The 22,448-nt window shown below is 61.7% G+C and carries 19 protein-coding genes; 6 read left to right on the forward strand and 13 right to left on the reverse strand.

Annotated features, from left to right (window positions below; all coding sequences use genetic code 11):
• The first annotated feature begins 99 nt into the window (after positions 1-99).
• Positions 100-288, forward strand: a complete 189-nt coding sequence (locus VGY55_14880) for a hypothetical protein (protein ID HEV2971257.1) — start codon at positions 100-102, stop codon at positions 286-288.
• Between the two features lie 236 nt (positions 289-524).
• Positions 525-1,385, forward strand: coding sequence for an alpha/beta hydrolase-fold protein (locus tag VGY55_14885; protein HEV2971258.1), 861 nt, complete (start codon positions 525-527; stop codon positions 1,383-1,385).
• A gap of 106 nt (positions 1,386-1,491) precedes the next feature.
• Here the strand turns inward: VGY55_14885 and VGY55_14890 are convergent, their stop codons facing one another.
• From VGY55_14890 to VGY55_14900, 3 genes are all read right to left on the reverse strand, one after another.
• A complete protein-coding gene (locus VGY55_14890) occupies positions 1,492-2,850 on the reverse strand; it encodes a hypothetical protein (GenBank protein HEV2971259.1) in 1,359 nt (452 codons plus the stop codon).
• Positions 2,851-3,026: 176 nt separating this feature from the next.
• Positions 3,027-6,191 carry a protein kinase gene (locus tag VGY55_14895; protein ID HEV2971260.1) on the reverse strand — a complete coding sequence of 1,055 codons (3,165 nt, stop codon included), beginning with the start codon at positions 6,189-6,191 and terminating at the stop codon, positions 3,027-3,029.
• A 146-nt stretch (positions 6,192-6,337) separates the two neighbouring features.
• Entirely contained in the window at positions 6,338-8,248 is a 1,911-nt protein-coding gene (locus VGY55_14900; protein ID HEV2971261.1) for an adenylate/guanylate cyclase domain-containing protein, read from the reverse strand.
• A 378-nt stretch (positions 8,249-8,626) separates the two neighbouring features.
• On the opposite strand from VGY55_14900, the gene VGY55_14905 reads away from it, so the two are divergent.
• Positions 8,627-9,568 carry a nitrilase-related carbon-nitrogen hydrolase gene (locus VGY55_14905; GenBank protein ID HEV2971262.1) on the forward strand — a complete coding sequence of 314 codons (942 nt, stop codon included), beginning with the start codon at positions 8,627-8,629 and terminating at the stop codon, positions 9,566-9,568.
• Here the strand turns inward: VGY55_14905 and VGY55_14910 are convergent.
• The 6 genes from VGY55_14910 to VGY55_14935 form a co-directional block, all read right to left on the reverse strand.
• Positions 9,538-13,017, reverse strand: coding sequence for an FG-GAP-like repeat-containing protein (locus VGY55_14910; protein ID HEV2971263.1), 3,480 nt, complete (start codon positions 13,015-13,017; stop codon positions 9,538-9,540). The genes VGY55_14905 and VGY55_14910 overlap by 31 nt on opposite strands.
• Entirely contained in the window at positions 13,014-14,192 is a 1,179-nt protein-coding gene (locus VGY55_14915; protein ID HEV2971264.1) for a retropepsin-like aspartic protease, read from the reverse strand. The genes VGY55_14910 and VGY55_14915 overlap by 4 nt, the downstream gene beginning before the upstream one ends.
• Positions 14,193-14,205: 13 nt before the next feature.
• Positions 14,206-14,511 carry a hypothetical protein gene (locus VGY55_14920; GenBank protein ID HEV2971265.1) on the reverse strand — a complete coding sequence of 102 codons (306 nt, stop codon included), beginning with the start codon at positions 14,509-14,511 and terminating at the stop codon, positions 14,206-14,208.
• A 104-nt stretch (positions 14,512-14,615) separates the two neighbouring features.
• The gene (locus tag VGY55_14925; protein HEV2971266.1) at positions 14,616-15,311 is read right to left on the reverse strand and encodes a hypothetical protein; all 696 of its coding nucleotides are present in this window, start codon (positions 15,309-15,311) and stop codon (positions 14,616-14,618) included.
• A 6-nt stretch (positions 15,312-15,317) separates the two neighbouring features.
• A complete protein-coding gene (locus VGY55_14930; GenBank protein ID HEV2971267.1) occupies positions 15,318-16,751 on the reverse strand; it encodes a sulfatase in 1,434 nt (477 codons plus the stop codon).
• A 74-nt stretch (positions 16,752-16,825) separates the two neighbouring features.
• Complete coding sequence (locus VGY55_14935; GenBank protein HEV2971268.1) at positions 16,826-17,002, reverse strand: hypothetical protein; 177 nt, start codon at positions 17,000-17,002, stop codon at positions 16,826-16,828.
• A gap of 95 nt (positions 17,003-17,097) precedes the next feature.
• Here VGY55_14935 and VGY55_14940 point away from each other — a divergent pair, with 95 nt between their 5' ends.
• Positions 17,098-17,694 (forward strand): hypothetical protein, encoded by a 597-nt coding sequence (locus tag VGY55_14940; GenBank protein HEV2971269.1) that lies wholly within the window; start codon positions 17,098-17,100, stop codon positions 17,692-17,694.
• Positions 17,695-17,712: 18 nt separating this feature from the next.
• On the opposite strand, the gene VGY55_14945 is transcribed toward VGY55_14940, so the two are convergent.
• The 4 genes from VGY55_14945 to VGY55_14960 form a co-directional block, all read right to left on the reverse strand.
• On the reverse strand, positions 17,713-18,561 hold the full coding sequence (locus tag VGY55_14945) for a sugar phosphate isomerase/epimerase family protein (GenBank protein HEV2971270.1): 849 nt from the start codon (positions 18,559-18,561) through the stop codon (positions 17,713-17,715).
• Between the two features lie 6 nt (positions 18,562-18,567).
• Positions 18,568-19,098, reverse strand: coding sequence for a hypothetical protein (locus VGY55_14950; GenBank protein ID HEV2971271.1), 531 nt, complete (start codon positions 19,096-19,098; stop codon positions 18,568-18,570).
• Between the two features lie 90 nt (positions 19,099-19,188).
• On the reverse strand, positions 19,189-19,488 hold the full coding sequence (locus tag VGY55_14955; GenBank protein HEV2971272.1) for a hypothetical protein: 300 nt from the start codon (positions 19,486-19,488) through the stop codon (positions 19,189-19,191).
• 206 nt (positions 19,489-19,694) lie between these two features.
• Positions 19,695-20,303 carry a YetF domain-containing protein gene (locus tag VGY55_14960; protein HEV2971273.1) on the reverse strand — a complete coding sequence of 203 codons (609 nt, stop codon included), beginning with the start codon at positions 20,301-20,303 and terminating at the stop codon, positions 19,695-19,697.
• A 343-nt stretch (positions 20,304-20,646) separates the two neighbouring features.
• Here VGY55_14960 and VGY55_14965 point away from each other — a divergent pair, with 343 nt between their 5' ends.
• Both VGY55_14965 and VGY55_14970 read left to right on the forward strand, forming a co-directional pair.
• Positions 20,647-21,108, forward strand: a complete 462-nt coding sequence (locus tag VGY55_14965; GenBank protein HEV2971274.1) for a RidA family protein — start codon at positions 20,647-20,649, stop codon at positions 21,106-21,108.
• Positions 21,109-21,240: 132 nt separating this feature from the next.
• Positions 21,241-22,428, forward strand: a complete 1,188-nt coding sequence (locus tag VGY55_14970; GenBank protein ID HEV2971275.1) for an FIST N-terminal domain-containing protein — start codon at positions 21,241-21,243, stop codon at positions 22,426-22,428.
• Positions 22,429-22,448 lie beyond the last annotated feature (20 nt).

Here is a 22,448-nt window from a genome sequence, read left to right on the forward strand (position 1 = left end):
CCGGAAAACCTTTCAAAAAAGCCATCACCGCCTGCATGCGAAAACTCCTTGTCATCCTCAATACCATGGTCAAAACAAACTCTACCTGGAACTCCAATCATGCTTAAAAATAACCTTGACAAAAAACACAGCCGCTGGGTAGCGCCGCGATTCAAACCGCAAGCCCTGAAGGGGCGACGGAGCGTCGGGCGACTCAGCGTCGGCGAAAACCGGCGCGGTCAGGGGAAAACCTCCGCGATCAAAGCTCTGTCGCTCTTTCAGGGCTTTGCGGGTGTGATTACATCGTAACCCAGGGTTCCACGGCTCCCCCGTGTCGCCCTGGGCTGGGCTCCTTCGGCCTTTCAGGCCGGGGAAGAGCGGCGTCCCAACCTTCAGGAAGCGGCGCGGTGGAGTTGAACTGAGTAGTCGTCAATCCGAGCCGACGCTCGCAGCGTCGGCCACGGTCTTGTCGTTCGGCCGATACGACCGGGCGTTTGCGGGGTTTCATTTTCGGACCGCAATTCCTCACCTGCATCGAGGTTTCCATGAAACGACCATACTTCGATCGACGATTCGCTCTCGTTGTTGCGATCATTCTTTTTCCCTTTGTGTCTTCGTGGGCCGACGAACCGCCGGCGCTCGCCCCGGCCCCAAAAGGCTTTGATTCGCGGCGCGAAAACATCGAACACGGAAAAATCGAATCGGTCGAGTACGATTCGAAGGCGGTCGGCGCGAAGAGGAAGATGGTGATTTACACGCCGCCGGGATACTCGAACGACGCGAAGTATCCGGTCCTCTATCTGCTGCACGGCTCGGGGGATGACGAGACGGGCTGGCAGATCAAGGGCTCGGCCGATGCGATCCTCGACAACCTCTATGCCGAGAAAAAGCTGCTGCCGATGATGGTCGTGATGCCCAATGGCTTCGCCCAAAAGCCGGGAACCTCGGCGGCAGCGCCGGAGCGGGGAAGCCGAACGGCCGCCTTTGAAGACGACCTGCTAAAGGACATTATTCCATTCGTCGAATCGCATTACTCAGTGCGGGCCGATCGCGAGCATCGGGCGCTGGCGGGGCTATCGATGGGGGCCGGCCAATCATTGCGGATCGGGCTCAAGCACCTCGACGAGTTCGCTTGGATCGGGGCTTTTTCCGGCGGTGCCGGCCGCGGTGGAATGCTCGATACCTTGATTCCCGATCCCGATGCAGTCGGCAAGCAGCTTCGCCTGTTTTGGCTCTCGGTCGGCGATCAGGACAGCGGCGCGGGCGCTGGGGTCAAGGCCTTGCACGCCTATCTCGACGAGAAGAAGGTGCCGCACATCTACCACGTCGATTCCGGCAAGCACGAATGGCCAGTTTGGAAGAACGACCTGTATCTGGTCGCGCCGATGCTCTTTCGCGAGAACTGACATTCAGAGTGCCTAAGAAATCCGACTGAACGAAGGGGACAGTCCCCGTCTTGCTGCACGGACTGCGCAAAAGGGGGACAGTCCCCGCCGGATTTGTCACGCGCGATCAGAAGAACCGATTGAACTGAACGAAGATCTCCTGATCGAATTGCCGGTCGGCGGAGTTGGGGCGATTGAGCGGCAGCACGCCGGCGATGTTGAGCGTGCTGCGCGGGCCGATGAACAGTTCCAGGCCAACCGTCAGGTTCTGGATATCGAGCCGATTGGCCGTGTTGCCGAAGAAGTATTCCCCGCTGCGAGTCCCGGCCGCGACGATGCTGGCGTCTTGAATCGTGGTCGTGTAGTGATACTCGATCGTCGGCGCGACGCCCGTCAAGTAGCGAGCCTGTGGATTGCGATACCACCAGAAGCCGGCCTGGATATCGACCTGGAACAGGTCCTGATCGTAAAGCACTCCCACGTCGCCGACGTTGAGTTGATTGACGTGATTGCCGTTGGCGTCGAGATCGAACTGCGCGAAGGCTTGCACGAACCAGCGATCGTCGGGCGTCCAGAGGGCGCCGAAATATGGCTGAACGTGGAACGCGTCGTTCTCGATCGTGAAGAGCGGTTGCGTCGGGGCGAGCGGTTGTGCTGCGGCGACCGGAAACACTTTCGTGTCGGCGGCGGTCGGCATATTGAAGCCCACGCCGGTGGCGAAGGCCCAGGTGGAATCTCGCCAGATCAAGAACTTCAGCGTCGCTTCGAGATTCCCGAACTCGACGTCCTCGTCCTTGCCCCCCGCCAGATAGACATCCGAGTTCTGCGTGTTGGCGAATGGGATCCGCAGCTCGATCGACGCATTGCGATCAAAAAATGTCTTTTCGAAGCCCGGTGTATAGCGATTGATGTCGAGCACATGCGGCGAGGGCGCGGGGACGAGGATGGCGTTGTCGAAATAGTTGTAGAGAAAAAAGACACGGTCCTCGGGAAACACGCTGTTGTCGTCGGAAATCTTCGCCCGTTCGGTGCCGCCCGCCGCTGGAAGCTGCCCGACGACTCGCGGAACCGGCTTTCCGGACGTGACTTTTGGCAGGAAGACGATCTGCCCGTTACCGGCGAAGAAATCGCCGATCATGTAGGGGGCGTCGGTGTAGGACGCCGATTCGGAATTAAGCAAATCTGCGGATGCGAGTTGAGATTGGTCCGATGGCGAGGTAGTCGGCGGCGCCAGCGGAGCGGTCGGGTTCGTCGGCTGACCCGGCTGACTCGGCAGTGCTGGCGCGATCGGAGGCGCCGGCGTTGGTGCCGCCGGCAATGGGGGCGGCGGCGTCGGAATCGTCTCGGCCACCGCGCTGGCGGCGAAAGCTGCAATCGCTGACGCTAGCAGCGCAGTGACAACAGACCGCCGAGCGCCGAGACCGCGGCCGTCAGCGTGAAACCGTGGGCAATAGACGCGCACGCAACGTGCTTTGGAACGGCTCATTCGCGGAAATGCCATCACACGGGAGGAGACTTGTCGGCTGCCGCTCTAGCCTGTCGGCTAGTTACTCCGGACCAATCATTTATATCGGTTGTAGAGACTTTCCGGCATGAGCCAAAGCCGCGGCAACGGCGACGAATGCGCCGACGACCGTGGGCATGGCCCCCAGCGCAGGGCCATCACTTTGACGCCGTCGACGCGCCCTGTTCCAGCAACTGTTTGAAGGCTGGCTGTTGGGCAAGGATCTGAAAGCGAGAATCGGCCTTCATTGCGTCGAATTTGTTGAACCCCGCGGCAACGGCTTCCTGGAGCACTTCGATGGCTTGCTGCTCGATCGCTCGTTGGTCGCTCGATGGGTTTGCCGCCGGCTGGCTCGAGCCGCTGCCGCCGGCCGTCGCGGCGAGGGCCAGTTCGCCGGCTACGTCGTAGAGTTTAGTAGGGTTTCTCGGCCAGAGCTTGCGGCGCTCTTGAGAAAGCGCCGCAGCTTCGAGCAGTTTGCCCGAATTGCGCTTGAATGTGGCCAGATCCTCGTAGTTGTTGCTCAGAGCGATTCGATAGTCGGCGTTGTTCGGCGATTTGTCAAATGCCGCTCGCAGATGCGCAGTGGCGTCGCTCGCCAGGGCGAGCGCCTCCTGTTTCTTGCCGGCGTGCCAGAGCGAAGCGGCCAATTCGTCCTGCACTGTCCCAAGCAAGCTTTGATAGTCGAGGGTTTCCGGCGATTCGTCCACGAGCCGCTGCCAATCCGCACGGACGGCATCCAGAGTCGATTGGGCGTCGGCAAGGCGGCCAGTCTTCTGCTGAATCGCGGCGATCTTTCCCAAGCAGCGCGCCAACTCGGCCCGGTAGAGCGCGACGCTCGGATCATCGACGGCCAACTGCTCCAGAATGCCACGGCTTCGATTGAATTGGTTGAGGGCCTCGGCCCAGTCCGACGTACGAAGTTTCAATTCGCCGACGTGTATGTAGATCGCAGCCACATTGAATTGCAATTGAGAAAGCAGCGGGTTGCCGCGGGCCAGCGGCTCGGCGACTTGCCGCGCCTTTTCGTAGTCGGCCATCGCAGCGGCCGATTTTCCCATCCTGGCCTCAACGTCACCGGCCACCCGGTAGGTCGCCGCCAAGTCGCCACGGATTTTGATATTCCGCTGATCCTCTTGTGACAGTTTTTCGAAATCAACCGCTGCCTGGCGCAGCAAATCGAGCGAGGTTGGCAGCTCCTTCTCATAGCCCATGAGCAGCACGCCGAGGTCGTATCGCCCTTGCGCTAAATCGCGCCGGAACAGCGTCTCGACTGGATGCTCGGCGACTAGCTTTTGCCGCTCGTCGTTTGCAAGCGCATATTCTTGCTTGGCCTGGATCGCGTTGCCGAGCCGCCCATCGATCACCGCCAGATTGTTATTCGAATTGGCCAATTTGCGGCGCAATTGAGCGTCCGCCGGATTCGCATCGACGAGTTGCGTGCGCAAATCTCGGGCTTGCTGAAACCACCGCCGGGCGTCATCAAGCTTTACCGTCTGCTGCGCCAAATCGCCGAGCGCATTGTAAGTGTCGGCCAAAGCCGCCTTCGCCGCGGGATCGGACGAACGCTTGGCGATTTCTTCTTGAATTACCTCGGCCTTTTCAAGATCGCCCGCCGCATCCGCGTTCTTGTCGATCTCCTCTTCGATTCTCCCAACGCGATACCACGTGAGCGCCACATCGCTGTGAAGCGTCGGATCGCCGGCATGCTCCTTAAGAAACTCTTCGTAATACCGCAGAGCCGATTCGAGCAAATCCTTGCGGAGCGGCTGCAAACCGGGCACGTTGAGCAGCTTGTTTTCGCTAACTTGCGTGAAATAGTCGTTCACCGCGTCTCGAGCTTCGCGGAAACCCCGGTCCGCCTCGATCCGCGCCGCTGCGTCCTCGCGCCACGAGCGGGCGATCAGCAAACTCGCGATCACCGCCACGACGGCCACCAGCAGCACCGCCGCGGCGATCGACTGTGCCCAGGCTCGATTCCGCCGCGTCCAGCGAGCAAGCCGCTCGCCCGCCGGCTCGCGATAAGCAACAACCGGCTCGTCCGCCAGCCAGTGCTCGAGTTCGTCGGCCAAGGCCCGCGGCGTTGCATAGCGATCGGCATTGGCCAGCGACATGGCCTTCAAACAGATCGCTTCCAGCGGCGGCGGGGTTTCCTTGTTGATCTCGCTCGGCCTGGGAAACTCGCCGCGTTCCACTTTGCGGAGCACCAACCCCAGGTCGGTATCCTCGAAGGCCGCCTTGCCCGTCAACAGCGAATAAAGCGTTGCCCCGAGACTATAGACGTCGCTCGCCGCGCCGAGCTGGTCCAGCCGGCCCGAGGCTTGTTCGGGGCTCATGAACTGCGGCGTGCCGACGGCGGAGCCGATCTGCGTCGGCGCCGATCCGCTCGCCCTCGAAGGTTTGAGCGCCGATTCGCCGAGCGTGGAAACCAGCTCGGGCCGATCGACGGCCTTGGCCAAGCCCCAATCGACCACCAGGGTTTCGCCGTATTTGCCGAGCATGATGTTGCCCGGCTTGAGGTCGCGATGCAGAACGCCGCGGCTGTGGGCATACTCGATCGCGTCGCAAACGTCGATGAATCGCCCGAGCAGCCCGCGCAGCTCCAGGCTCCGATCGGCGGCGCTGCGCTTCTTCGCCGCCATGGAATGAAAGCGCTCGATGGCGTCCTTGAGGCTGTCGCCCCGAATGAACCGCATCGCGTAGTATGGCCGGCCGTCGGCGTACGATCCTAGCCCGTAGACTGGCACGATCCCCGGATGCTCCAATCCGCCGGTGATCTCGGCTTCTTGAACGAAACGGATTCGGCTGTCCTGCTCGTCGGCATGCCGCATCTGAATCTGCTTGACGACGACTTCGCGGTGCAACTCTTCGTCCTGCGCGACGAACACCTCTCCCAAGCCGCCGCGGGCGTAAGGCCGCACGATGCGAAACCGCGAACCGCTCGAGGTGGCGGCGCCGACGGTCTGGGCCACCGTTACATACGGATCGGGGGCCGCGGCCGTCGGCATCCGCATCAGGCTGGCTTGCAATCCGGGATCGTTGATCTTCTGCAAATCGCCTCTGACCGCGCCGGCCGAGCTAACCGCGGCGAGGCTCTTTTCCGGATCGTTGCCGTGCAGCTTGAGGTGCTCGCCGACGAGCGCCTCGAGCAGCATCCGCCGTTCGGCGCTCAACGCTTGCTGGTCGCCGAGAATCTGGCCCAGCGGCTTTTCTTTAGTCAGCACCCAGGCATTCATTGCCGCGACGAGCTGCTCGCGGTTGATGAAGTCCATTTGCAATGCCAAGATGCCGAATAGAAGGTTCCGGTCGTCGCTGGATTTTGGCATACGTCAATTTTCCCGCCCTCTATGAGAGCTTCATTTGAATTGGCGGGTGCCATGGCCACTGCTCCGAGTGGCCATGCCCCGAAGCGGCTCATGCCCACGCCGAGCCGTGGGCATGGCACCCGTTTATGTTCTCTGGCGTTCAGTTGTCACTTGCCCGGCAACTCCCAGGCCTTGTCGAATTCTACGTCGGGATCGACCAACAGGTTGACGGTTCGTGAAAGAAGCACGAGCGCGGGACCATCGTCGGAATGCTCGGTAACGAGCCGCCCCAGCGTGGCCGCTGCCGCCTGAAAGTCCTGGCCTTCGAATTGGCGGAGGGCTTGCTCGTATTGCTTGCAGATCGCCCTCCAGCCGGGGTCGGAGTCGGCCCTCAGCTCGTAAAGTTCAATCGGTTCGGCAATGTTGACCACGCGCACATTGCAGAGTCGGCGCGTGCAGAAATCGCTGCCCAGGCGGCTCTGCGTCGCTGCCGTGACGATCACCCCCGATTTCAAATACTTCGTCGCTCCTTGGACGCGGCTGGCCACATTCACGGTCGAGCCGAGCGGGCCGTATTTGAACTTGCGATGCGAGCCGGTGTTGCCGACCCGCGCCACGCCAGTATTGATGCCGATCCCCACGCCAAACCGCTCGCCGATCTTCGATTCCCAGCGCTCATTCAATTCGGGCAGCGCCTGCCACATTTCGAGCGCCGCGCGGCAAGCGAGCTGGGCGTGCTCCGGCTGGAGCAGCGGCGCGCCCCACATCGCCATCAATTCATCTCCCATGTAATCGACGAGCACGCCGCGGTGCCCAATGACGCAATCCGAGAGCGCCCCCAGCACGTCGCCGATCCACTCGACGGTGGCCGTGGGGCCGAGGCGGTCGCTGATCCGGCTGAAGCCGCGGATATCGCAGAACAGCAACGTCACCTCGGCGTCGCGCCCTTTCAGCAAGTCCGGCTCGACTGTGAGTTGATGGGCCAACTCGGGCGTGAAGAACTGCTCGAACTGCACTCGGGCCGAGAGCGCCTTCTGCTCCTGATCCAAGCGCGATAGCCCGGCCGCAACTCCGCAGGCCAGCGTTTCGACGATCATCGCTTCGAGCTTACTGATCGACGCCGCCGCCTCGGCAGCGCGGCCGAGCCGCCGATCGCCATAGAGCGCGCCGATCACACCGCCGCTCGGATCGAGGATCGGGGCGACGACCACCGCCTGAACGTCCGCCAGACTTTGCACGTTCGGCAGCGGGCCGGACGTCGACGGCGCATGCCAGAACGTCCGTTTCTCTTGCTTCATCCGGGCCAGGATCCGTGCGCTGGGCCGCAGTTCATTCGCCGCGCCGGGCAGCCGCGGGCCGACGCACTGTGACGTCACTCGCCAATGCTCGCCGTCTGCCTGCAAGACGCAGCCCGAATCGAGCCCGACCAGTTCCACCACCGCCGCCGCCGCGCGGTCGAAGAAATCGGTCGAGCTGGCCGCGCTTTGCAGCACGTCGATCACGGTTTGCAGCCAAACAATGACCGATTCGGGGGTTTGCGTGGGGAGCGGCAGGATGGTGCGGGGCGCGGCTGCGGGTTCGCCCAAAAGCCCGCGCATCGCAAGTCCTTCGGCCGCGCCATCGATGCGATGGAAGGGAGTTGGTCCCACCGATCGCGACGAGCTGCGGCTCGGCAAGAGCGTGGGGCGCGCCAGCATCTCGAACTCAGGCTCCGCGGCGATCGCCGGCTCGACGCGAACGCCGGCATCGGCGATCGTCAGCAGGGCCGGCATCTGAAACTCGCCGCTCTTGGCCGGGCCGAGCGTCTGCCCGTCGTCGACCACGATCACATTTCGGGAGCTCAGATTGGTTGCCCGAAATCGATCGGCGGCGAGCAGCTCGAGCCGCAGATGGGCCCGCGAAATCGTGCTTTCGTCGAGCCGCGCGATCGCGATCCGCCGCCCCGCCGGCGCGGGCTGCTCGACGAACAGCGGCTCCTCCGGACGCTGCTGACGTCCCATCTCGACGGGCCCCTCTACCTCGCCGGCAAACGCCAATCGCTGCTTGCGGAAAACCTGGATTCTGAACGTTGGTCCCAACTGGCGGCCTCGATCAAAATTGTTGCACGGGCTGCGTAAAGCACGCTCCATTCCGACAATATACCGGAATGCCGGTTTCGCGGTTAGAACAGTTCGGATGCACGCATTGGGTTGAGCGCATCTCGACAGCCGGGCCATGGACGACGAAGATGAAACCACGAAGGACACGAAGAGGAAGTTAGAACAGGAGCAAACGGGGGGAACGGAGAGTCGGATCCGCGGTTTAGAGTCTCCGTTCTCTCCCTTCGGGTCTGAGCCTCAGGGTCGACGACCGTTTGCTCCTGTTCAACAAGCTGTCTTGGTGTCCTTCGTGCACTTCGTGGTAAACGCAGAACCGGCTGGGACCCCCATTTGTTCGTTGCGATTGGACCGATAGCTATGAACTCGTGCGACCGATTCTACGCCGCGGCCTGTCAGATCGACCTGCCGAACCCCAAATCGCGAGATGAGATTCCGCCGCGCGTGCGGCGGATGATCGAGATGCTCGATCATGCGGTGCTGGGATATGAGCCGTTCTTCCCGGTGCGGTTGGTCGTGTTTCCGGAATTCGCGCATGCCGCGCCGATTTATGAGACTGTCGCCGAGCTGCACGATCGCTTGGCGCTGCCGATCCCCAACGACTTCACCGACATGTATCGCGGCAAGGCCCGGCAGCGCGGCATCTTCATTCAGACCGGCACGTTTCTGGAGTCCGACTCGCGCTGGCCGGGGCATGTTTTCAACACGACTTGCTTGATCGGTCCCGACGGCATACTGGCCAAATATCGCAAGGTGCATCCGTGGATTCCATGGGAAGTGCATACCAGCCCGCACGATCTGCCAGACTACGACGAGCCGATGTATCCGGTCGCCGAGACGGAAATCGGGCGGATCGGCGCCGCGATCTGCTACGACTGGCTCTTTCCGGAGGCGATCCGACAGCTCGCGCTCGGCGGGGCGGAGGTGCTCGTGCGGGTGTCGGCCTACATGGACCCCTGGGGCGCGGCCGCGCCGATGGATTGGTGGACGATCGTCAATCGCGTGCGGGCGCTGGAGAATCTGGCGTTCGTCGTGGCGGCCAACCAGGGTGCGCGATACGAGAACTATCCGCCCTTCAGTTGGCCGGGCGGGAGCATGATCGTCGATTTCGACGGGCGGATTCTCGCACAAGCGGAGCCGGGGCCCGGCGACCGGATCGTCGTCGGCCCGATCGATCTGGCGACGCTCCGCGCCGCGCGCCGCGACCGCCGCGGCCACAACATGCCGACTCATCTTCGGACGGAAACCTACACGGGCTATCAGAAGTCAGTCTATCTGCCGGCCTCGAAACGCGTGTTGTAGCGCTTGTGGAGTTCGTCGCTGCGGCGAAGCGATTCGGCGGAGGAGTTGTCGCGGTGTGGGAGCGGTTCGACCGTGTCGCCATCCTTGGTGTAGAGGTCGGTGTCTTTGCACCAACCGTGGGTTTCAAGCACGAACCGCCGCGTCCAGCCCGGCCGCGGTTCGCTTCGCGGCGCGGCGAATTCCAGGTACAGCTCCTCGCCGGGGCCGATCGTCGCCACGGCGTCGTCGGTTTCGCTCACCAATTCCTTCACGTCGCCATAACGAGTGTAGAAGCCGGTGAGATAGCGGGCATCAGCAATCGGTCTCCGGCGGTCGTAGTCGAACGTCGTCTGCCGCTGCGGACCGATTGTCCGCTCGGGATAGCCGGCGTAATGCAGTTGTGCTGTTTCCAAATCGAGCGGCAGCCGATGCGCCTCCGGACAAGCTTCGGACCACGCGACCGCCAGCCGGTCCCAATAGATTTCCTCGTTTGTTCGCAAGCGGATTTCTCGGCAGCCCTTCGGCAAGCCGCCAAGCGGCAGCGACATTTCGCGCGGCATTCCGGCCGGATAGCCGAACTCGTGGAGCACCATGTGCCAATCGCCGTTTGCATCGCGGGCTTCGATCGACGGGGCACGATAGTCGGCACCGGCCTGCCAGGCAGCAAACATCGTTTGCGAGTACGGATACTCGATCCATCCGTTGGCAACAAGAAGCGGCGCGCCGGCGTGCGAGTCGATTGCCCTCGGGAACGTGAGCGTGACCGAATGCTCCTCATTGCGGCCGATGAATCGCGGATCGGAGCGGCCAGGGGGCGCTGCCTTAAGATCGGCCGCACGAATTGCCTCAGTCACATCATCTCCGCGATCGTTGATCGCGCGCTCGGGCAGCATTTCGTCGCGATAGAAGCGGGGCTCGCCGGTCGGTTCGGGGCCGTTCACGGCCGCTCGTTCGTCGAGCGTCATTCGCCAGCCGGACGGCAGGTCGTAAGTCACCAATGCCGCCGAATCGAGATATGTCATCTCTTCCATCGGCTCGGCGAGCTTGAGCTGCAACCGGCCATCGAGCGGTTGCACGAGCCCGGGCGGGATTAAAATGTTCTCCCGCGGACGCACCGGCGCATACTGGTTCGGCCCGATCGCGTATCCCAGTCCACCGACTCCTAAGCAATCCGTGACGAACTCGAACTTGCGGCCGTTCCATACGAACAGCAGCGGGCAACTCGTCGGCATCCGGTTCTGCTCCACCAAATGGTGCAGCTTGCCGGAGGCCAGATCGATGTCAGTCTCGAGCACGCCGTCGGGCCAGGTGATGCTGACGAAATCCGCCGCCGGCGCGCCGCCGAGACCGACCGCCACCGGCTGCAAGCTCTGTCCTGGCCCGGACTGATTGCGGTAAGTGTCCACAGCCGTCCATCGCGAATCGACGCGGACGGCCGCCATCACGCCGATTCCAGATGCGTTCGACTTCATCTGGGTGTTCTTGTCGTGCCGGCCGCTGAAATCGAGCGCAAGGAAGTTATATCGCCCCGGCCCCGGCTTCCAGATCACGGGTCCCTTTCCCCACGCGAAACCGACGACGGCCGGCCCGGCTTTGGCATCTTGCGCAAAGAGCGACCAGCAAGCCAGGGCCGGCTCCTTCGCCTGACAGAGCACCGCATCATCGCCGGTGAGGCTGACGCAGCGCCAACCGTCGGGGTCGTTCACGATGGCGGAAAGCGTTCCGCCGCCGATCAAATCCGCAACGGCGAGCCGCGGAAACCTCCCGTAGCTGGATTCGCCAGAATTCAGCCCGCGGTCTGCTGACGAGTCGGAACTCTGGCTAATTCCGCTACGCGGCGGCAATGCGGCGATCCGTTGTGGCTGCCACAAACCCTTGTCGCTTGCACGCCAGCGAGTCAATCCATCCGGGCCGGCCGTGATGAGTTCGAGTTGACCGACCGCATCAGGATCGGCCATCGCCGCGGCAGAGAAATCTGTTTTCAGTAACTCATCGAAGCCGTCCGGCTTGTGATACGCCCATAGCCGATCATTGCGATAAACTTCCTGCGGCGGCTGGTCGTGAATCACGAGCAAATCGGCGACCCGATTTCCCGTGAACGGGCCGACGACCAATCCGCGCGACGGCCGCCCGTCGCCCGCGATGTCGTGCTCCTTGGCGATCGGGCGGAACGTGCCGTCCATGTTGTTGATCAACAGTTCGTTCGGCCCGTCGGAATTGATCAGGAAGAGGTCAAGATCGCCGTCGTGATCGGCGTCGAACATGGCGCCGTCGACGGTCGTCGCGCCGTTGCCGGCTGTGTGCGTCTTCGCGGTGACATCCTCCCACTTTCCTTTCGCGACTTGCCGCCAAAGTTGATTACCGCCACGGCGGCAGAAATAAACGTCGGTCAGGCCGTCGTTGTCGTAATCTCCCCAGAGAACGGCATTCACATCGTTCACTTTGGCCAGTGGATGTTTGGTGTCGAGCAGAAACCCCTGGTCGCGCTGGAGGAGCACAGCATTCAATCGCTTGCTCCCTTGAACAAGCGCTCCGGCGATGAAGATGTCCGGCCGGCCATCGCCGTCGATGTCGCAGATCGTGACGCTGGGGGTGGGGTGTTTCGGATCGGCAGCGGTCCAAGCAATTTCTCCATCCATCGTGTTAGTCAGTTTCAGAGGCGCGGCATCGGCGAACAATGGCCCCGCCGGCGGATTGGCCGGCTCGCGCGGCTTGAGATTGACTGTGATCGCCTCGGCTTTCGGCCCCATCCGCGTGTATTTGATGTCGGCCTTTCTGGCCTGTGGATTCTTGGCCAGCTTTTCGAAATCCGCCAGCATTGGCTTGGCCTCGTCGCCGCGGCCGAGCCGCTGCAATGTTTGAAAGCACCCGTAATAAGCGCTCTGCAGATAGGGGTCGGCCTTGATCGCGCGGCGATACCATTCGAGCGATTCAGCAAACTTTTCGCCGTCGAACAGGCAGCGGCCGGTGTAATAGGCCGCGTAGCCGTCGCTCGGATCCGCTTTCGCGACCAGCTCGAAATGTTGGCGCGCCTCGGCCGTCGCCGAACCGTTGTAGAGCAGAATCCCCACGCAGTAGTTGGCCCGCAGATTGCTCGGATCGCGAGCGAGCACGCCGCGGAGCAGCTTGAGCGACTGGTCGAGATCGTCGCTCTGCGGGCGGTTGAGATTGAGTTGGGCAATAGCCAGATTGATTTGCCCGTCCTGCCAATTCGGCTGCTCGTCAGCCAATTTCCGGAAGATTTCATAGGCCGCTTGATAATCGAACTGCCCCATCAGGGCCACGCCCCGATTGTTCGCCGCCACCATTTCAGCCGTGAGAACCGGCCGAGAATCGTTCTGCTCGCCCTGTGAATGAGCGTTGCCGGTTGACTGCTTCGGCGGCTCATCGCGACCGCAACCGAGAAGGCACGCGCACGAGAGAGCCAGCGCAACCCAACGTTTCGAGATTGGCGATGTTAGCAGGTTCATTCGCCGCTGGCCTTCGGCTCCTCTTTCTTGATGAGTGTGAAGATCCATTTCTCGAGGTCGGGCGTCATGTCGTAATCCTTGAATTCCTTTACGATCAACTGCGCGCCAAGGTCCTTCGCGCCGTCCGGCATCGCCAGGAATGGCAGGTTCGTGAGCACATGTTTGCCGAGTCGCAATTGCGGAACCATCACTTGCCGGCACTGAATTGTCCGCTTGCCGTTGAGCGTGAGCGTCACCTTGGGTGCGGAGTCTTCGACGGAGATCCCGGCCTTCGTCAGCAATTCGGCGGGCGCCCAGTTGGCCGATTGGGCATCGACCGAATCGATCCGCAGCACGATCGGCGCCGTCTCGTTCAAGATCGCTCCAACATAGTCGTAAAGCCCTTCGCGATACATAGGCACTTCGCCCGACTGGATGATCGCCGCCGCGGCGGCCATCGCCTTCTTGTCCTGCTCGAAGTCCTTCGAGCCAAGCCGATGGTTCTTGCCAAGCGATTTCAATGCCGCTGCAACGTCTGAGTCGTCGCCCAATTCTTGATAGCGCTTGGCCAAATTGTTGAAATCGGGCTCGGCGGCGAGATCGGCAAGTATCAGGTTATTCCGCGACTCCATCCAGTCGGCAATGGCCTTCTTGAGCGAGGCGGGAATTCCGCCGGCCTTCCCGCCGGTCAGCCGCGGCCGAAGACGATTGATCGTGTCCGCCTGTGTGTCCAAGTCGTTGTTGATTGCCGCAAGCATCTGCTCGGCGGAGCGGAATCGGGCGCGCATTGGCCTCGGAACCGTGTCGGGCTTGGCCTTATAGGCGGTCAACTCCTGGTAGCGCTTCTCGGCCTTGGACAGCACGTCGCGGTCCCTCGCGGTGGCGGCGGCTTCCTCCTTCACCCGCTTTGCCGCCGCATGATCGGCCGCTTCGGCTGTTCGAAAACCATCAAGAGTTTCGTGGATCTTGGCCTCGTCGGCGAATACCCAAGGGATCGACGTCGTCCAAGGTTTGAGTCGTGATAGACCCTTTTGCGCGAGGACGTCCGTCGCCGCCGAAGAGCGTACGGGGTCGGCGGCTCGTGCCGGCTCATGGATCGACGTGGCCAGCAGCAGCGCGACGGCCCCCACAAGGAGTTGTTTCCGAGACCCTGGAACGGGCGCAGCCCGAAACGAACAGCGCGGCCTTCGAGACATGTCGTGGCTCTCCCTAAAGCCCCTGCTCTGACTTCGAGACAACCTTGTCGTCCGCGAAGTTTACATCAATCTCGACCGTGTCGCGCTTCCATTGGCAGTGCTTGACGGCCATGTCGGCCCCATTGATTTTGACCACCGAGGGAGCGGCCGCCGTCCAGCGTCCCAGCATTTGAACGACCTGGATCTGCGCCATCCCCTCGTGTATCGCATCGAAATTGGTTTTGTTCACCGGGCCGCGAGACGCGGGCGTCGGCTCGTCGCCGCCACAGCCTGCAACCAGGACTGACGCCAGAACAATCGCAACAGCGGCGCATTTCATCGGAATCTTTTCCTCGCGGCTCGGTGAATGGGAGCGTCTTATTATAGCCTCGGGGCAGCGAAACAGAATTAGCGGAATTAGCCCGGTTTCGCGACTTTCGACCTTCAATTGCCACTGCTTGGCTGGGCCTTGTCGTGCGGCGCAGCGGCTCGGTTGGACCCCAGTTGATTGTTCGGCGCAGGCCAAGGATCGTCGTCCGGCTCGCGGGACTTGCGCCAGCGCGCGAAGATCGATTCGGTCAGGTCCATCACCAGCACCACGCCCGCCACCAAACCACCCGCCAAATAGCCGAGCAATGCGCCGAAGATCGGCCCGGCGATGACCGAAGTTGAAAAAAAGCCGACCATTTCTCCCAGCCTAAGCCGAGATCCGAAGTCAAATGGGTTCCGGTCGGAGATCGCTGCGATGACGCCGATGAACATCGGCGCTCCGGTGAACAAACAGATCCCAACAATAACCGACGCTTTCCGCGGCTGCTTGCCACCGAATAGAAACATCTGGCCCAACGCCACGGCAATGCAAAGCATCACTAGCATTCCGCTGACGGTCGGCGGCGCGCCAAGCGCGTTGGCAATGGTTAGTAGCAGGCTCGTGCCCGCCATCATCATCATGATAGTTGCCAGGCTGAAGCGGCGAGTGACGCCGTACACTCGCTCGCGGTCGTAGCCCTGAACCACGGGGCTGGCGATGATCGGCCGCTCATCGCCCAACGGCGGATCAATCAAGGTCGCGAGGATCGGCCGGTCGCCGAGGTCGCTCGCGGCGTTTGGCTTCGGGGTCTCGCTCGCAGAGGAGTCCATGCTGAGCTATCGAACCGGCGCGACGTTGCCGCTGCGTTGCGACAAGTGCTTCTTGAGCATCGCCGTCGTACCCGCATGTTTGGGGTCGCCGGCAAGGTTGTGGTATTCCTTGGGGTCGGACTGCTGATCGTACAATTCCGCGCCCGATTTGCCGTCATCCCATTCGGTATACCGCCAGCGCTCGGTGCGAATGCTTCGCCCCATCAACTGGGCATGGCGAACTTGCGTGAAGGCCGGCTCGCCCCAGGCCGATTGCGGATCGTCCAACAACGGCCGCAGGCTCTTGCCTTCGGCGCCAGCCGGGGCGGCCAACCCGCACAGATCGGCAAGCGTGGGATACAGATCGACCAGTTCGACGATTCGCGAGCAAGTCTTGCCATTGGACTTGCCACTGGGGTCGTAAATGATCAGCGGTACTCGAGCCGACTCCTCGAACAAGAGCATCTTCTGCCATTGACCATGCTCGCCGAGGCACCAGCCGTGGTCAGAGATGAAGACGATTATCGTCTTATCGGCCAAACCGAGCCGATCGACCGCCGCCAGCACGCGACCGGCTTCGGCGTCCATCAGGCTCGTGCTGGCGTAATACGCTCGGGTGAAGATCCTCAGCTTTTCGTCGTCCAATCCGTAATTGAGCGGCTTGACCGTGAGAGCGATCGGCGGAATGGCGGCGAAGTGCTCTGGCGGTTCGTTGGGAAGATGAAACCGATCGAGCGGATACAACTCGAAGTAGTTCTTGCTCGCGGCGCAGGGAACGTGCGGACGGAAGAAGCCACAGCCGATGAAGAACGGCCCATCTTTATGCTCCTCGAGCAGCTTGATGCAACTATCGGCGATCTTCGCGTCGGTGTGGTCGGAGCCGTCACCCTCCGTTTCGAGCCAAGAGAGCGCGGCGCCCAACGCTCGGCCCTTGGTGAAATTGATCACATCCTTCTCTTCGTCCTTATCGCGGCCGCGCGGATTCACGACCTGGTTCCACGAAGCGCCGTCGTCCAATCCATTGGTGCCGATTTGGTTCGGCACGTTGTAATGATAAATCTTCCCCACGCGGGCAGCGAAATAGCCTGCCTTCTGAAAATGCTGCGGGATCGTCTCGACATTCGGCAGATTGACGCGGAAATTCACGCCGTTGTCGTAAACCTGCGTCGTATCGGGGCGGCGGCCGGTCATAAACGAGCAGCGGCTCGGATTGCAAAGCGGATATTGACAATAGGCATACTCGAACCGCACTCCTTTGGCCGCGAAGGCGTCGACATTCGGCGAGTGGGCCAGCGCATGCCCGTAGCAGCCGAGCGTCGTGGTCGTCAGGTCGTCGGAAATGATCAGCAGCACATTCTTCTTGGCCGCGAGGGGCTCGGCAGACGCGACCGGCACGAGCCAGCCGCAGATCAATGCCGACGCCAAGAGCGTCGCGGGCGCGGATAGGCGAATTCTTTCCATGTCCAGCAGCCTAACATTGAGTTGAACGCGATTCAATGGATTCAGGCTGTCGCTCACTACCAATTACGCACGCTTCAGTCGGAAAAGACCGATTGCACGGTGAAGGCGTTGCTACCAGTGTTGACAACTGTCAACAATCGCCGATAATGGAACGGATGGCCAAGGTCGTTCGACATCCGAACAAGGAGATCAACGCGGCAGTTCAGTATGCGCTCGGTCGTGGCTGGCGGTTGATACTGTCGAGCGGTCATGCGTGGGGCCGACTACTATGCCCGAGGCGGGAGCGCGATGGCTACTCGCTTTCGGTATGGTCGACTCCTGCGAATCCCCGCATTAGGAGCCAAACATGGCACAAAAGACCTTTTCATTCACTTTAATTCTCGCGCACGTCCCGGAAATCACCGCGGAAGTCGAGGACGCGTTGTTTGAGTCGGGCTGCGACGATTCGTTGTTCGGAATGCGCTGCGGCGTCGCGTACCTCGATTTCGATCGCCAGTCGAAATCGCTTTCGGAGGCGATCCGCACGGCCGTTCACGATGTCCAGCAAGCCGGATTTGACGTGATTCGCGTGGAGCCCGACGATTGGGTGAGCGCAGCCGAAATTGCTCGGCGAGCCGGACGAACGCGCGAAAGCATCCGTCAGCTTGCTAGCGGTGCGCGAGGCCCAGGGGGATTTCCGCGCCCAGAATCCGGCGTGACCAAGAACTCGCCGCTCTGGCGGTGGGGCGAGGTCGCAGACTGGTTTTCTCGGACGCAACTGGCGGCATTGACGTTGGCTCAGGATGCGGAAACCATCGGCAAGATCAATGCCGTCTTGGAAATCCGCCGGAGAGTCCGGAACGTATCCGAGCTTCGGCAACTTTGGAGAGAGTATGAAACTGGTCGGAAGGCCAAACCGCGGAAAAAACTGGCGGCAAAACGGCGGCAGACCGTTTCGCAATAAACCCGGACGTTGTCGCGCTCATTCGATTGCTTTCGCCCGCGCCTCGCGCGCCGCGGCGACGCATTCTTTCACGTCCGGCAAAGGGTTCTTGGCATTCTCTTCGTATTCGAGCGAAAGCGCGCCGTCGGCGGGGAAGTTGACTTTCTTGAGCGCCTTGTAAACTCCGACCAGGTCGAGATGCCCTTTGCCGAGGATCACGCCTTTGGCGTTCTTCGTTGGCTCGGCAAAGTCCTTGAGGTGGATGCCGTAGAGCCGGTCGCCGAAGAGCATGATCGCCTTGACGGGGTCTTCGGCGGAACGGATGTAATGCCCGAGATCGGCGCAAGCGCCAATCCGCTTATCATGTCCTTGGATCGCCTTGAGCACGTCGGCAATCTTGTCGTAGCGAGCCCCTGGGCCGTGGTTGTGAATCGCCACGCGGAGGTTGTATTCGGCGACCAGCTTGTCGAGGCTGTCGAAAGCATCCTCCGTAGGATCGGCCGTGACGTTGCGGTTGCCCATCCGTTTGGCCAATTCAAAGACCTTGCGATTGGCCGCGTGATCGTTCGTCAGCGGATTGACCCCTTGCGCCGAGATTCGCAGCCCGAGTCCGGCCATCTTACGCTTGACCGCCTCGACCGTTTCGACCGGCGTATCGGCCGAAATATGCTTGCGAGTGAATTCGACATGTGCAAAGCCCAATTCCTTGGCCAGATCGATGGCCTTTTCCACGTCAAACTCGCGGAGCGTATAGCTTTGCAAGCCGAGGGCCAAAGGATCGCGGTTTTCCGCGAGCCGCGACTCAGCGCCCCAGGCGCCTCGTGCCGAAATGGCCAGCGATGCACCGGCAACGGAAAGAAACTTTCGACGCGACCAAGGATTTCTCATCGATAATCAACTCTCCCGCATCGCGAACGGCAATGCGCCCGCCTCAGTCAGGATTTGCTCGGCTTTCGAGAGATGGCCTTTCGCCGTCGGTCCGTGTTCGTCAACCGCTACGAGGATCTTGCCCTCCGCGACCGCCTGATCGTAATAATCGGCGAGTTCGTGCTCGACGCCGCGGGTCATCATCGCGCCAACCAATCCGCCCACCACGCCGCCCGCCCACGCCGCCAGAGCGCCCATGATAAACACGGGAGCCCCGCCGATCGCGAGCGTCGTCGCGACGACGGTCGTGCCCCCCATGAGGAGCGCGCCGATGGCGCTTCCGGCGGCTGCGGCGGCCGGAGTGTGTTTGCCCGCGGGATCCTGATGCTCGAACTGCCGGAAATGCCGTTGCCGTATTTCGTCCGAGCAGATCACGGTGATCTGCTCTCTCGTGAATCCGGCGGCCAGCAATTGCTCGACGGCCTGATCGGCGTCGGCCAATTCTGAAAACACGCCAACTCGCAACGGGGCTTCGGTTTCAGCGCGCTGCATTTTCATCGATTGCTCCTTCTTCTGTGGGCGCCAATCACCGCGCGCAGGCCGAAACGCTCCGGCCCGAACGAGCGAGGAGCATGTCGCCCCGCTCGATTATCGACGGCCGAGGAGCCTGGCGAGCAAGTAACCAATTCCGGCGGCTAATAGGATCGAGCGAACCGGATAATCGCGGACCTTCTTTTCGACCGCCTTCTCAACATCAGTCATTCGCGTCCTTCCCCGGCGATAGTAATCCTGCGCCATCTCCGTGGCACGATGCGCGGTATCTCCGGCCAAACGCTTGCCCGCGAGACCCAATTGGATCGCGTCGTCCTGCAACGCGGCCACCTGCTTCATAAACTCGTCGGCAGCGGCGCTGCCGGCTAACGGATTCAAACCATTTCTTCGCGGCATCGCAATCACCTCAGTTTGAGATTCACGACCAGAAACCATGCCCTCGTTCCGCCCAAAAAGTGCGGGATAAAGGATTGCACCTGCCATGCCAGAAACTTGAATGCGCGCGTTATGCCGATGATTCTGCGGCGACCGAAATGCGGTTCCGGACTTGCCTGGTTCGCAAGAGCGCAGCATGAACGAAATTGAATCATGATCGTGCGCATTTAATGAAGCTCAACCCGCACGGTCTGCACCCCGTCGCGAACGGCGACATCGATTGTCTGCGGGACTGCCTTTCGCAGTATTACGCTGACTTGGCCGTTACGTTCCTTATAGGCGGCGGCGACCTCGTCGATCTTTGCGACACCGTGCAGCCGCAGTTCTTCCATGACATCGTGCTCCGACAAATTCGAGTGGCGCATATTGTGGTGCTGCATCTGGCCGTCGATGATCAGCGGGCGATAATCTTGCCCCTTGAGCAAATTGCCGAAGCGGTGCGACCGGCATGCCAAGCTGGTAAAGAACCAATGGCTCGCGATCAGCACCGCCGCCGCCACGGTCGTTCCCGAGATCGAGGCGTTCCCGGTGATTCCGCGGGCCAATATCGAGCCGAGGATAAAGCCGAGGATGATGTCGAGCGCCGTCGTGCGGCCAATCAGGCGGCTCTTGCCGATTCGGACCAGGATCAATCCGATGAAATAGATCGTGAATGCCCGAGCGGCCACTTGATGCAAATGGAGCGGCGGCTCGGGCGTGTCGCCGCCGAACAGCCATTCCAGACCCAATCCGATATTCTGAATCCATTCCGCCGGTCCTGAACTTGCCAACAACATAGGTCACGCCTCTCGAAATCTTTATGGAAAAAACAACCCAGCTACGAGCGTCGAACAAATCCGGCGCGTTAGTGTAGTAGGCACGCTCCGCGTGCCGTAACTGCCACGGCACACGGAGTGTGCCTGCTACTTTGTTTATCCGCGCTGCGGCCGGGACTCCAACTCCCTGCCCCAGCTCGCGCTTTGCCGGCATAAACCGGCAGATTCAACCATTCTAATCGCCCAGATGCCGGGGGTGCGCGGAATTGACTCCTCCCTGCCTCGGCCACCTATTCACGCGGCGCGACGCGCGATATGGTTAGAGCATTCTGTCCGGCGACTTCCCAATCGCGATGCCCCGACCATGAATCCTGAAGATAAACTCGCGGAATTGAAGCTGGAACTCCCTGCGGTCCCCAAACCGCAAGGGGTCTATAAGCCGGTCTTGATCGCCGGCAATCTGGCGTACGTTTCAGGCCACGGGCCGCTGCAATCCGACAAGACCCTGATCCAAGGGCGCGTCGGGGCGGACCTCGACCTCGAAGGCGGCCGACGCGCAGCGCGACAGGTCGGGCTGGCGATGCTCGCCACGCTCCGGCACTATCTCGGCAATTTGAATCGCGTCCGCCGGCTCGTCAAAACGCTCGGGCTGGTAAACTGCACGGCGGATTTCCATCAGCAACCGGCCGTGATCAACGGCTTCAGCGAACTCATGGCCGAGGTGTTTGGTCCGGAAAACGGCGTCGGCGCTCGCAGCGCCGTCGGCGCGCCCGCGCTGCCCAACAACATGGCGGTCGAAATCGAGGCGATCTTTGAGATTGAATAGAACCCCTCACAAAACCGCCGGGGACTGTCCCCATTTTGCGCAGTCCGCGGAGCAAAACTGGGGACTGTCCCCTTCTCCCAGGCGGTTTTGCGAGGGGTTCTTGGAAACCAAGTGCGACGCGAGGCGCAATAGATGAACGTTGCCAGCACGGCATCGCGCTGCGCCGCGGCATTGTCGACCGCGGCCGACACGCGTCGAGCCATCGCTGAGGTGCTCGATGCCGCGTGCGGCCGGCTCGATGGCCAGTGCGATTTGGCGTTTCTCTTTGCATCGCCTCACCATCAACCGAATCTCGATGCTCTGGCGCCTCTGCTCGGCGAACGTCTTGGGACCGCCGCCATCATCGGCTGCACGGGCGAATCGATCGTCGGAGGCGTTCGCGAGATCGAGCAGCAGCCCGCGATCGCGCTCTGGCTGGCTCGGCTGCCGAATTCTAAGGTGCTGCCGATGCACCTTGAGTTCAAGCAAACGCGGGAAGGAGGCACTTTCACGGGCTGGCTGAACGAATTGCCGACGCCCTGGCCGGACGGGGCCGCCCTCTTCTTGCTCGGCGATCCGTTCAGCTTTCCGGCCGACGAACTAATCGCCCGGATCAACGAAGATCATCCGGGAATTCCCGTTTTAGGCGGCATGGCAAGCGGCGGCGCCGGTCCGCGCGAGAATCGACTGCTGTTCGGGGGCCAGTGCTGCGACAGCGGCGCGGTGGCCGCGCTGGTCTACGGCGCCGCGCGGATTCGGAGCGTGGTGTCGCAGGGATGCCGGCCGATTGGCAAACCATTCGTCATCACCAAGTCCGAGGCCAACGTCATTCGTGAATTGGGCGGAATGCCGGCGCTGGCTCGCTTGCAACAGGTCTACGCGGAACTTGCGCCGGAGGAGCGGCGGTTGGTTCAGGCCGGCCCGCACGTCGGCCGCGTCCTGAGCGAATATCAGGATCAGTTTTCGCGAGGCGATTTCCTGGTTCGCAATGTGATCGGGGCCGATCCCAACACCGGCGCGATCGCGATCGGCGATCATGTCCGAACGGGCCAGACCGTGCAGTTTCACGTGCGCGACGCGGCCACGGCCGACGAGGACTTGCGAGCGCTATTAACTTCCGCAGCGGCCGACATGGGCACTTCACCGGCGGGCGCTTTGCTGTTCACTTGCAACGGCCGCGGAACGCGGCTCTTTCCAGAGCCAAATCACGATGCCGCATGCTTGCGCGATTGCCTCGGCGAAATTCCCGCCGCCGGCTTCTTCGCTCAAGGCGAACTCGGCCCCATTGGCGGCAAGAACTTTCTCCACGGCTTCACCGCCAGCGTGGCGATATTCACATAGGCGACCGTCGTGCCGAGTAC

The sequence above is a fragment of the Pirellulales bacterium genome (assembly GCA_035939775.1).
Taxonomy (GTDB): Bacteria; Planctomycetota; Planctomycetia; order Pirellulales; family DATAWG01; genus DASZFO01.